The organism is Acinetobacter sp. YH16052 (assembly GCF_013417155.1).
GTDB lineage: Bacteria > Pseudomonadota > Gammaproteobacteria > Pseudomonadales > Moraxellaceae > Acinetobacter.
On sequence record NZ_VPEO01000004.1, the window covers coordinates 132,169 to 144,973 of the forward strand.

7 protein-coding genes are annotated in these 12,805 nt (G+C 43.7%); 3 read left to right on the forward strand and 4 right to left on the reverse strand.

The genetic code is table 11. The annotated features are described in order from the left end of the window. Nucleotides 1-15: 15 nt before the first annotated feature. A complete protein-coding gene (gene metH / locus FTV42_RS04365; protein WP_180037650.1) occupies nt 16-3,702 on the reverse strand; it encodes a methionine synthase in 3,687 nt (1,228 codons plus the stop codon). A 536-nt stretch (nt 3,703-4,238) separates the two neighbouring features. Here metH and FTV42_RS04370 point away from each other — a divergent pair. Continuing rightward, nucleotides 4,239-5,858, forward strand: coding sequence for an inorganic phosphate transporter (locus FTV42_RS04370; RefSeq protein WP_180037652.1), 1,620 nt, complete (start codon nt 4,239-4,241; stop codon nt 5,856-5,858). A gap of 431 nt (nt 5,859-6,289) precedes the next feature. On the opposite strand, the gene FTV42_RS04375 is transcribed toward FTV42_RS04370, so the two are convergent. Further along, nucleotides 6,290-7,831, reverse strand: coding sequence for a hypothetical protein (locus FTV42_RS04375; protein ID WP_180037654.1), 1,542 nt, complete (start codon nt 7,829-7,831; stop codon nt 6,290-6,292). A 219-nt stretch (nt 7,832-8,050) separates the two neighbouring features. Continuing rightward, the gene (locus FTV42_RS04380; RefSeq protein WP_004279399.1) at nt 8,051-8,668 is read right to left on the reverse strand and encodes a rhomboid family intramembrane serine protease; all 618 of its coding nucleotides are present in this window, start codon (nt 8,666-8,668) and stop codon (nt 8,051-8,053) included. Nucleotides 8,669-8,826: 158 nt separating this feature from the next. Between FTV42_RS04380 and nfuA the strand changes: the two genes are divergently transcribed. Beyond that, the gene (gene nfuA, locus FTV42_RS04385; protein ID WP_004279400.1) at nt 8,827-9,465 is read left to right on the forward strand and encodes a Fe-S biogenesis protein NfuA; all 639 of its coding nucleotides are present in this window, start codon (nt 8,827-8,829) and stop codon (nt 9,463-9,465) included. Nucleotides 9,466-9,657: 192 nt separating this feature from the next. Next, the gene (locus FTV42_RS04390) at nt 9,658-11,757 is read left to right on the forward strand and encodes a TonB-dependent receptor domain-containing protein (RefSeq protein ID WP_180037656.1); all 2,100 of its coding nucleotides are present in this window, start codon (nt 9,658-9,660) and stop codon (nt 11,755-11,757) included. Nucleotides 11,758-11,799: 42 nt separating this feature from the next. Here the strand turns inward: FTV42_RS04390 and FTV42_RS04395 are convergent, their stop codons facing one another. Beyond that, entirely contained in the window at nt 11,800-12,801 is a 1,002-nt protein-coding gene (locus tag FTV42_RS04395; protein WP_180037657.1) for a hypothetical protein, read from the reverse strand. Nucleotides 12,802-12,805: the final 4 nt, after the last annotated feature.

Consider the following 12,805-nt stretch of genomic DNA (forward strand, 5'->3'; position numbering starts at 1 on the left):
GGGGATCGAGGGGGATTACACCACAGAATCATCCAAATTCGGTGCTAACCAACGTTTCGCTTCATCTAACGTCCAACCTTTACGCTTCGCATAATCTTCCAACTGGTCGCCAGAGATTTTACCCACGTTAAAATATTCAGTTTCAGGGTTTGCATAATAGAAACCACTGACTGATGAAGGTGGCCACATCGCAAAACTTGTTGTTAAGTACGTACCAATCTTATCGGTTGTACCTAACCAGTCAAACAATGGCGCTTTTTCAGAATGCTCCGGACAAGCAGGGTAGCCCGGTGCAGGACGAATGCCGACATATTTCTCTTTGATCAAATCATCATTTGAAAGCTGTTCATCTGCCTGGTAGCCCCAGAACTCTTTACGAATACGTTGATGCAAGTGCTCAGCAAAAGCTTCAGCAAAACGGTCACCCAAGGCCTGAACCATAATCGCGTTATAGTCATCGCCTTTGGCTTTGTATTCTTGCGAAAGTTCTTCCACACCAAAGATCGAAACTGTAAAGCCGCCCAAGTAATCCTGAGCTACATCTTTTGGTGCAATAAAGTCAGCTAAAGAGTAATTGGCTTTACCTGTGACTTTGTCAGACTGCTGACGTAAGTGTTCGAAACTGTGAGTTACATTGCCTGTTTCATCCACAACAGCAACTGTATCTGCTGCTACACGGTTTGCAGGATAAATACTAAACGTCGCACGCGCATCGAAACGTTTATTCTCGATGATGTCTTTCAGCATGGCTTGAGCTTGTTCATACAAGTCACGCGCTGCTTCACCCACCACTTCATCTTCAAGGATTTTCGGGAATTTACCCGCCAGGCTCCATGAAATAAAGAACGGTGTCCAGTCAAAATATTCCACCAAAGCTTCAAGCGGATAATTTGTGAAAGTTTCAGATCCAATGAAGTTTGGTTTAACCGGTGCATTCTTGTCGAAATCGATCTTGAAGCCGTTTTCGACTGACTCTTGATAAGACAATTTCGCCGCTTTCGGTTGCTTGTTGGCAAGACGGGTACGAATTTTTTCATAATCCGCTGCATAGTCAGTCAAAAGCTTAGGTTTCATCTCAGGAGAGAGCAACTGCGTGGCTACACCCACGGCACGTGAAGCATCCGCGGTATAAAGCACGCCATCATTATGATATTGCGGTGAGATTTTCACTGCGGTATGCGCTTTAGAAGTCGTCGCACCACCAATCATTAACGGAATATTAAAGCCTTTGCGCTGCATTTCTTTGGCAACAAACACCATTTCATCCAATGACGGCGTGATTAGACCAGACAAACCGATGATATCAACTTTTTCATCAATCGCAGTTTGCAGAATCTTCTCGCATGGCACCATCACGCCCAGATCCACGATGTCATAACCATTACAGCCTAATACCACACCCACGATATTTTTGCCGATATCGTGTACATCGCCTTTCACCGTAGCCAGCAGGATTTTACCTTTGGCCTCAGCTTGGGTTTTCTCGGCTTCAATGAACGGGTTCAACCACGCCACAGCCTGTTTCATCACACGTGCTGATTTGACTACTTGTGGCAAGAACATTTTACCGGCACCGAACAGGTCGCCGACCACGTTCATACCCGCCATCAATGGACCTTCAATCACATCCAGTGGTCGTGTAGAATTTAAACGCGCTTCTTCAGTATCCTGGTCGATATAAGTGGTGATGCCTTTTACCAATGCATATTCAAGCCGTTTTTCAACAGATTCATTACGCCATTCAAGGTTTTCTTCGGCTTTTTGCGTACCACTTTGACCACGGTATTTTTCAGCAACAGCAAGCAGTTTTTCGGTTGCTTCCTGACCGCTTTCACCCTGGTTCTGGTTTAAAACAACATCTTCAACCGCTTCTTTCAATTCTTTATCGATGTCATCGTAAATCGCCATCTGACCGGCATTCACAATACCCATGGTCATGCCTTGCTGAATGGCATGGTACAGGAACACCGAGTGAATCGCTTCACGTACCGGTTCGTTACCACGGAACGAGAACGATACGTTCGACACACCACCAGAAATCATCGCATTTGGCAGGTTCTGTTTAATCCAGCCAGTCGCTTCAATAAAGTCCACGCCATAGTTGTTGTGTTCTTCAATACCGGTCGCAATCGCAAAGACGTTCGGGTCAAAGATAATATCTTCAGAGGGGAAGCCCACTTCATTCACAAGAACATCATATGAACGTTTGCAGATTTCTTTTTTGCGCGCAGCTGTATCGGCCTGACCATCTTCATCAAATGCCATCACGATCACCGCAGCACCATATTGACGGCAGAGGCGGGCACGTTCGACAAACTCGTCATGACCTTCTTTCAGGGAAATCGAGTTCACCACAGCTTTACCTTGCACACATTTCAGGCCCGCTTCAATAATCTCCCATTTAGAAGAATCCAGCATGATGGGCACACGTGAAATATCTGGCTCAGAAGCAATCAGATTCAGGAAATGCACCATCGCACCTTGCGAATCGAGCATGCCTTCATCCATGTTGATGTCGATGATCTGCGCACCGGCTTCAACCTGTTGACGGGCAACATCAAGTGCTTCGGCGAAGTTTTCTTCACGAATCAGACGCAGGAATTTTTTCGAACCGGTGACGTTGGTACGTTCACCGACGTTCACAAACAGTGAATCTTTGGTGATGTTAAATGGCTCTAAACCACTTAAACGACAAGCCGGTTCAATTTCAGGAATTTGGCGAGGGGTAATGCCTGCAACAGCATTTGCAATCGCGCGGATATGATCCGGCGTAGTGCCACAGCAACCACCGGTAATATTAATTAAGCCACTTTCAGCAAATTCTTTAATAAATGCTGCAGTTTCTTCCGGCGTTTCATCATATCCACCGAAGGCATTTGGCAAACCAGCGTTTGGATGCGCTGAAACAAAGGTATCGGCAACATCAGACACGGTTTTAACGTGTGGACGCATCGCATCTGCGCCAAGTGCACAGTTAAAGCCGATAGATAACGGCTCTGCATGACGCATTGAGTTCCAGAAGGCTTCTGCAGTTTGACCAGTCAATGTACGACCTGATGCATCCGTGATCGTACCTGAAATCATGATTGGCAGTTCATAGCCTAATTCTTTAAAGACTTCTTTTACTGCAAAGATGGCAGCTTTGGCATTTAAAGTATCGAACACAGTTTCGATCAGGATGATGTCTGCACCACCTTCGATCAAGGCCTTGGTCGATTCAATATAGTCAACTTTGAGTGCATCAAAAGTGATGTTACGGAACGCCGGGTCATTTACGTTTGGAGAAATAGAGGTGGTACGTGATGTTGGTCCGATCACACCGGCTACAAAGCGTGGTTTTTCAGGCGTTGAATATTTGGCACAGGCTTCTTTGGCCAGACGCGCTGCTTCACGGTTAATTTCAGGAACCAGATCTTCCATGTGGTAATCCGACATTGAAACACGGGTACCGTTAAAGGTATTGGTTTCAATAATATCGGCGCCAGCTTCCAAGTAAGCTTCATGAATGCCTTGAATGATTTGTGGTTGAGTCAGCACCAGCAAATCATTATTGCCTTTGAGATCATAGGCCCAGTCAGCAAAACGCTCACCACGATAATCGGCTTCTTCCAGTTTATGGCGCTGGATCATGGTACCCATCGCACCATCGATAATTAAAATTCTTTTGGCAAGAAGTTCTTTTAAAGTGGTAAGTGTAGACATTCAAACTTTCTCAGCAGAAATCAAAAAAAACGACGCTAATCTTAGCAGATTAGTTGGCTGATTTCTGCTGAGATTGCTCAGAATGATGGATAAGCATGATATGAAAATTTGATAAGTCATCTAGCAAAACAACAAGTTTTAACATGCGGATCAGAAAATAATGCAATCTCGAATCTGATTCGATGCCTTACAGACAAGAAACAGGATCAGAAAATTAAGCTGATGCTTTCATTCATGAAATTGTCATATTGATGGCTTATGCTGTGCAAATGAAACTTTTGCTCTGCTTGATGACAGGTAGGGCATGAATCGTTTTGGTAGCAAAATATGTGCGGTTGCTAAGCTTAAATAAGCTGGAATCTTATCTTAAGCAAATGATTTATAAAATTAAAATCTAGTGTTTTAGTCGGAATTAAACAGGACGAATAGCAGCAAGAAAATCCAAATAATTGCTTCATATGACAGCAGTTTGTCATATAATTGTCACAATTTAACTGAACAATATGGGGATTCTTGAATCCTCTATTCCTGCTTGCATGAATCCTAATCAAACTCCCATAGATTCAGCACACGGGTCGGCTTCCCAAAAGTCGACCAATGTTCATGTGCCAACACCGAAATTCTTTATGCCGGTGTTCCTGACTCTTATTATCACTACGCTGATTTATATCGGCTTCCAGTTGTCTGCAGATTTAGCGCATGTACCGGCCTTGGGCTTGTATTCAGTTATTTTGTTAGCGACGGCACTTTTTATTGCGTTGAGCTTTGAATTCGTCAATGGCTTCCACGATACCGCCAATGCAGTTGCCACGGTCATTTATACCAATGCACTTTCAGCTCCCGTCGCAGTGATGTGGGCCGGCTTCTGTAATTTCCTTGGGGTTATGGTCGCCAGTGGTGCGGTCGCTTACGGCATTATTGCGTTATTGCCGGTCGAGCTGATTATGAATGTCGGCTCCGGAGCAGGCTTTGCCATGGTCTTCGCCATGCTGATCGCAGCAATTCTCTGGAATCTGGGAACTTGGTTCCTCGGTATTCCGGCATCCAGTTCTCATACCCTGATCGGTTCGATTCTGGGTGTGGGCATCATGAACTACATTTTGAATGCCAGTACTGGCGCTTCAGGTATAGACATGGAGCAGGTGATGAAAGTCGGTAAGGCGCTGTTATTTTCGCCTTTAATCGGTTTTGTATTTGCTGCGATTGTGTTCGTGCTGGTGAAAAAAATCTTCAAGCGCCAACTGGAACTGTTCCAGCCACCTGAAGGTAACAAGCCACCGCCACCATTGATTCGTGCCATGCTGATCTTTACCTGTACTGGGGTGAGCTTTGCCCATGGTTCAAATGACGGTCAAAAAGGTATGGGGCTGATCATGTTGATTCTGATCGGTTGTGTGCCTTTGGCGTACTCGCTGAACAAGAGTCTGGATGCACAACATATTCAGTCTTTTGGTCAGTTATCTGCACAAACAGCGGATGTGATCTATCCAAATCATCAGGATATTCCGGATGAGCAAGCCCGTGATGTGATCACCAAATACATTCAGACCAAGGAAATTACCCCTGAAGTCGTGCCTGCCTTGGCAAGTTTGACGGATCATCTGGGTGAAAAAGTTGGTAGCTATACCAGTATTAAGGATGTTCCTGAAGCTCAAGTGTCTGAATTTCGCAACGACATGTACCTGAGCACCACAGCATTTAAACGTCTGGATAAAGCAGAAGCTTTACCAACAATGAGTGCTGCACAGGAAAAAACAGTAGATGAATACCGTGACAATCTGGATTCATTCCTGCAATACATCCCGACCTGGGTGAAAGTGGCGACAGCCTTGGCACTTGGTCTGGGTACGATGGTCGGCTGGAAGCGTATTGTCGTGACGGTTGGTGAGCGTATTGGTAAACAGCATATGACTTATGGTCAGGGTATGTCTGCCGAACTGGTTGCGATGTCGACGATTGCTGCAGCGGATGGCTTCGGTATGCCGGTATCCACTACCCATGTATTGAACTCTGCAGTAGCAGGTACCATGGTGGCGAACAAGTCAGGTCTGAACTTCCAGATGGTGAAAACCATTCTGTCTGCCTGGGTCTTTACCTTGCCAGCAACGATCTGTCTGTCAGGCGGTTTGTACTGGGTACTGTTAAAAGTGTTCTAAGTTATTTAGACATAAAAAAAGCTGCTCTAGAGCAGCTTTTTTTATGGGTGGAAGAAAAATTAAGGATGTAAAAGAGGAATCTAAATTACGATTAAGGCGACAGGGATGTCGCCGTTAGGCTGTGATATAGGGACATATCATCAGCTTAACAAAAGATTTTTGTTACTTTTGATCTTTCAAAAGTAAAGAAAAAAAGAAGCTATAAAATAGATCAACTTAAATCTGCCCAAAGCACATTCATAAGAATTTGAATGATTGAAAGCCTAAATTAACCTCTCCCTAACCCTCTCCTAGAAGGAGAGGGAACGCCCATTTTCAATTAAAGTTCTCTCTGCTTTAGGGATGAGCAGCACTGCTACGCAACGAGGGGAAAACTTTAAAAATAACGATTACCTTTCTTATGGAAAAATTGGATGAAGATAATAAAAAAATTACTTCTTCAACTTACTCAATAATCCTTTTGGCAACTTCTCTGTCGCAAAACCATATAGTGCAGCAAAAGGTAGTGCGGTACGTGCCAGATAGGCCACTCGCCACAAACCACCATGATTCGCGCCATGCATCATCAATTCAAGCGGATGGTTGAGTTTTACTTCAGGATTGGCCACTGATTCTGGATTGTGAAGGTCATGAATCCATAGTGCCGCCATAATCGCATTGGTGGTTTCAGGCGCGAAAGCTTCAACATCAAACAGGCTGGCACCGTTGAATGCGGCTTTTAATAACGGATTCTTGGTCACAGAATAGGTCGTAGTCGAAGGGGCAATATTGATACTGACCCGCTGACCTTGAGCGCGAGCCAAGGTGGCGCGCCATTGCTGGATACGTTTTGCCAGCGCATAGTTCGGGCCCTGTTCAACCACCAGGCAGTCACAGATACCATATGCCTGATCACCAGACTGAATCAGTTCATGCGCATTTTTCTGGAAAAAGTGTTTGCGGCTTAAAGCTGAAACCCCTTTAGAAAGGATCGTCTGTACCTTAGAGCGTTCAGTATATTTTACTTTAGAGGCTTCGATCACTTCACTCGGAACCGCATAAACATCGGTCGGCGTACACATGTACATCAGACTGGTATTGGCTTTTTGCTGACTAACATAGTGCATGATGGCATCCATGGCCATGGAGACCCGAACATGCTTTTCACCATCCAGATAGGCAATTGCAGCCAGATCCAGATCCTGCTCGAACTGTAATAACCATTTGGCAATTTCAGGAATCTGGGTCAGCAAATTCGCCCCCAGTTTTTCTTTTAAAATATCAAGTGAAGTATCAGCAGGCAGGTCTTCAGTACATGGCGCATACAGCGTGGCATTGCCTTGGTTGATGGTATCAACAATCTTGCCCCATACACGGGTATTCGGCAGATCAATCGCTACAATATTGACTTTCCATTTCGCCAGCCAGGTCAGAGGACCGGCTTCAGATGCTGCACCAAACAGCACCGTGGTCCGATCGGAAAGATCAAACCATTCAGGATGCACCACACATTCACGCAGGGCATTGGCATGGCTGGTTTCCACAATGCCTTGGCTTTCCCAGCGCTCAATCTGCTCCAATAAGGCATCACCTTGCAGCTTTTGACCGTGGTAAGGCACATACCATTCTGGTGCCGATTTGCTATTACCTGTCAGCTTGAAGGTATGCAACTGACCTGCGGGCAGAGTTAAGGCATCTTGCAATACATACTTTTGACCATCACGGTAAAATTCAAAAGTCTGATGGGCCTTTGCCAATCCATCTTCAGCAATTTTCAAGCTGGCTTCAGGAGAGCTCAGTCCCTGTTCGACCAGTTGCTTAAAATGTACTGTGTAGTGTTTGCGCCAGTTTTTTTCTGATTGTGCCTGTTGAGAACTGCGTGAATCGACATTGGCTAGCGCTGCCGCGATGATTGCGCGCCCTGCTTTAGAGCTACTTGGTTTTTGTTGCGGAGACTGAAGAGGAAATTGAAGACCGTCTGGTGTAATGGACATGCAAAATATCTCGAGAATGACAGTAATTAATATACAGATGTATACATTATCGCTGCAAAATTCAGTCCAAGATTGGCATTAAGTGACATCATCACTTTCTAATATATTACGAGATGTTTCAAACGAATAAGAGAGCAGTAGCTCTCTTATCCATTTTCAGCAGAAATATGAGGCTTAACTCATATGTAGCTTTATTCCTTCAATATTTAAAAAACCTGATTAAAACGGAACCTGCATCAGTTTATTCAGGAAATGCGGAATCAGGCGTGGCTCCAGAATAATCGTCATGACCACCCCGTAAGCCGCTCCCCATAAATGCGCGCTGTGATTAATGTTGCTATTGCCTTTTTTGCCTGACCAGATGCTATAAGCTACATACAGCACAGCAAAAATAATGGCAGGAACCGGAATGAAGAACACAAAAATTAATTTCCAAGGTTCAAACAGGATATAGGCAAACAGCACAGCCGACACTGCACCGGAAGCGCCGAGACTGGCCCAGCGCGCATCATTTTTATGCTTGAGGTAACTGGGCAGAATGGCTGCGATCAGACCACCGAGGTAAAACAGGATAAAACCCAGGTCATACAGATATTGACGATAAAAGCTTTCAATCACGCTGCCAAAAAAGAACAGAGTAATCATGTTGAACAAGAGATGTGTACCATCCGCATGGATAAAGCCATGCGTAATAAAGCGGTCATATTGTCCACGTTGCAGTGCCGGTGGCCAGAAAATCAGCCGGTTCATCACTGTCTCTTTGGAGAAAGCAATAAATGACACAATACAGGTGATCAGAATAATGGTCACGGTATGATTAAAAGGTAAATCAAGCATATAAATGATTCTAATGGTGCCTATTTGCCAATTATCATGCCATTAAAATTGAGCTAAAGTTGTACTTTTATAATAAATCCGACAATTTTAGTTGATTTTTAAAAATTACCCCGCATCTTCAGTTAAAATGGCCGCTTGAGCTTGAGGAAATTATTGTTATGTCGACTGAGAACAGCAGCACTCCAGTTGTTGGTGAAATTCCCAACTTATTGATTACACCAACAGCACAAGAGTATTTAAAGGATCTACTGGATAAACAGAACACCCCGGGTATTGGTGTGCGTGTTTTTGTAGAGCATCCGGGTACTCCTCGCGCTGAATGTTGCATGGCCTATAGTGCACCTGATGAAGTTGTACCGACAGATTATAAGCAGGAATATCCTGATTTCCCTGCTTTTATCGACTCGCCATCTATTCCATATTTACTTGATGCCGTGATTGATTACAACAAAGACCGTTTTGGTGGTCAGTTGACTTTCCGTGCACCGAACTCCAAAGTGCCACGCGTAGGTCCAGATGCATCGGTAGAAGAGCGTATTACCTATGTATTGCAGTCTGAAATTAACCCGGGCCTGGCAGGTCATGGCGGTAACTGTGCACTGGTTGAAGTTAAAGAAGACCCTGAAAAAGGTTTAACCGCTGTACTTAAATTTGGTGGTGGTTGCCAGGGCTGTTCAGCGATTGATATCACTTTGAAACAAGGTGTTGAAACCACATTAAAACAACATGTACCAGAGTTAATGCATGTCGTTGATGAAACGGATCATAGTCAGTCTGAAGGTGCGTATATGAAATAAGCTGTTCTATATAACAGTTTATTTATCGCATTTTAAAAACCTCGAAATTTCGAGGTTTTTTTATTTCTGGATTAAAAACAAGTGAATGTTAATGATAATAATTATCAATAGTAATTGCATTCAATTGAAAAGCTGTTACACTTCGCAACCGAATAAACATGATCTCTTCATAAATATTGGGGCGCACAAGGTATGAATAAGCCATTCTTAAAAAAGACTTTAGCATTTGCTGTATTCACAGCAATGACTGTTTCAGTGCAAGCGCAAGACCAAGTTACTGAAGAAAAAAAAGGCGTAGTGCAGTCTGAGACGACCAAGTTACAAACGATTGTAGTGACTGCGAGTGGGCAGGCAGTGGATGTTAAATCTGCGCCAGCTTCAATTAGTGTCATTACTGCCGAAGAAATTCAAAAACAACCTGTTTCAAGCCTGGCAGATATTTTAAAACGTGTACCTGGTGTAACAGGGGGGCTGAGTTCAAATGGTACTGGCTCAAAAATTCAATTACGTGGCATGCCTGAAAATTACACACTTATCTTAATTGATGGAAAACGTGTAGGTTCATCCAGAGATACCAACTATCGTGCAAACTTGGGTCATCAAGATCTAAACTGGGTTAGACCAGAAATGATTGAACGCATTGAGGTCGTACGTGGGCCAATGTCTTCTTTATATGGTTCTGATGCGATGGGTGGAGTGATCAATATCATTACCAAAAAAATCCCTTCAGAATGGGGAGGGTCTTTTACCTTAAACCATACCGTGCCGACTACATCTTCTGATTTGGGCCGAACGATCCAATCAGGACTCGTCGGATATGGCCCTTTAACCGATACGCTCGGCATGCGTGCCACAGTCGGGATCACTGAACAGGAAGCGGATCAAGGCTATCAAATTTCTGATCGTAATATTCCTGGAATGGCGGGAAGTAAGGCAACAGGACAATCGGGTAGCCGTGATCAAAATGCGAATTTAAAATTTGATTATACGCCGAATGATATTCATAGCCTGTCTTTAGAACTGGGCTATGGGTTGCAGCAAGACAACCCGTCTACCACATCACAGGTGGTGGATGGCCAAGAACAGGCCGTATTATCCTGGGGTCCGTCAGAGTTAGAACATCGTTCAATTTCTTTGTCACATGATGCCAAGTGGGCTTTTGGTGATTCAAAAATTACTGCTTACTATAATGATTATGATCAAAGTCAGATAACAGAGACGGGGCCGACCACACAAAAATCCAAGGAAAGCATTGTAGAGGGTAATCTCAATATTCCGTTTCAGTTAGGTGTTGAGCATATCGCTACAGTGGGAGGCCAGTGGAAATCAGAAGAGTTGATCAATACACGTAATATTGGGCTGTCTATTCCAAGTTATGACGGAAATGAATATGGTTCAGAGCTAGAAGGAGATACTTGGGCGCTGTTTATTGAAGATAAAATTATTTTTAATGATCAAGTACATTTAACACTGGGGAACCGTTTCGATCATCACGATAAATTTGGCACACATAATAGTCCCCGTGCTTATCTGGTGCTGCAGCCAAATGAAGTATTGACTGTCAAAGGTGGTGTTGCTCAGGGCTTTAGAGCACCTTCATTAAAAGAGAATACTGCAGGTGCCGCGACTCGTTCAGGGGGGAATGGATGTACATCACTTAAGCCTTTGGGCTATGTATCGGGCGGATGTTATATGGCTGGTAATGCAGACTTGCAGCCTGAAGAAAGTACTAATTATGAAATTGGATTTAATTTTGCTCAAAATGACTTTGATCTCGGTTTAACCTATTTCCACACAGATTTTAAAAATAAAATCGAATATCGTGCTTTAGGAGAAATTAATGGTGTGTGGTGGACACAATATCAAAATGCTGAAAAAGCGCGTGTACGAGGCTTGGAAGCAAGTGTGGTCTTACCACTTTTAGATAGTTTGAGCTGGGAAACTAATGCTACTTATTATTTTGAGTCAAAAAATTTAGTAACAGGCAAAAATCTCTCAACGATTCCAGAGTTGTCAGTTTATAGTGCACTCAACTGGACACCCACTGATCCACTGTCCTTGGAACTTGCAGCGCAATATACTGGTGATCAATATACGGCAAGTGCTGAAGATACAGTGGTGATGCAAAAGCCACATACCGTATTTAATCTGTCTGCAAATTATGAGGTGAATGACCAAGTCACTGTTCGGGCCGGGTTAAATAATTTATTTGATAAAAAACTGTCAAATGCTTCAAATGATTATTATCTGGATCGTCAGCAAGTATTTGCCGGATTAACCTATAATTTCTAATCTAAGCAGACAAAAAAAGCCGCTTTATAGCGGCTTTTTTATTTAAATCTTAAGAATTTTCAAAGTATCTTCATGATAATAAAATTGTTCCAGATATTTGCGTGCACGCTCACGTAAATGGCCTTGAGAAACCATCTGCTGGATTACCGGACTGAGCAGTTGCTGCAATTCATTCTGAATTAGCGCTTCATCAATATTCAGATCACGTAATAACTGATCAAAGGTATGTTCCTGATTGCGGACATACCAGGTATGAATTCCGTCATGCACTTGCTGCTGCAGATAGTCTGTCTGGCGTATGTGATCCCAGATGTCATGACCTAAGCCGACTGTCTGATTCAGGTCCTGCAGCTCAATATAATTCTTCAAGACCGATACTGGCATGTCTTTGATTTTATGCCAGAGATTGGCCTGAAAATGATAGAGTTTCTCGTCGTCAAAATGCTGGTTCAGTACATGCTCACTCATCTGGCTGAGCTTCAGAATGTTCTTTTGCAGATAACGTGCAATGGTGCTATCGAGGTTGGTATCGGTGACATTTTCCAGAACGGATTTGCCCATTTTCATAAAGCGGGAAACCCCGGGCACGCTTTTGGCAATCATGGAGTTATCCATATAATCCTGAATGGAATGCTGGATCAATTGGGTAATCATGGCTGAAAATGCCGGATTATTCACGACGGTTTTAATCAGACGCTGACGATGGCCACTTTTGCTGGCCACATACTGGGCGATTTTATCGACGGTCAGGACTGGAATCAGATCGGCAATCGTGGTGGTATCATTGACCGGATGCACCAATGCAAAACGGATATGCTCGGCAATCTGTTCAATCAGAAAGCTGCTGGCTACAGTACCCAGAATCTGTTTTTGTAAAAGCTGATTGATCAGTTCACAGCTCCACAGCTCTTTTAGCGTCTGTTTACGCAGCCACAAATAAAATGCATGAAACTCGCTTTGAATCGTTTCAGATTGAGAAAATGCCTGATCGAGAAAATCAAGTTGAGCATCGATCAACTGCTCAATCATCGGGTGTTTCTGCATAGCA

Bases quoted from the DNA above. Each gene is read 5' to 3' on its own strand.
- FTV42_RS04395 (WP_180037657.1), bottom strand. From the start codon at position 12,801: ATGCAGAAACACCCGATGATTGAGCAGTTGATCGATGCTCAACTTGAT.
- FTV42_RS04380 (WP_004279399.1), bottom strand. From the start codon at position 8,668: ATGCTTGATTTACCTTTTAATCATACCGTGACCATTATTCTGATCACC.
- FTV42_RS04390 (WP_180037656.1), top strand. From the start codon at position 9,658: ATGAATAAGCCATTCTTAAAAAAGACTTTAGCATTTGCTGTATTCACA.
- nfuA (WP_004279400.1), top strand. From the start codon at position 8,827: ATGTCGACTGAGAACAGCAGCACTCCAGTTGTTGGTGAAATTCCCAAC.
- metH (WP_180037650.1), bottom strand. From the start codon at position 3,702: ATGTCTACACTTACCACTTTAAAAGAACTTCTTGCCAAAAGAATTTTA.
- FTV42_RS04375 (WP_180037654.1), bottom strand. From the start codon at position 7,831: ATGTCCATTACACCAGACGGTCTTCAATTTCCTCTTCAGTCTCCGCAA.
- FTV42_RS04370 (WP_180037652.1), top strand. From the start codon at position 4,239: ATGAATCCTAATCAAACTCCCATAGATTCAGCACACGGGTCGGCTTCC.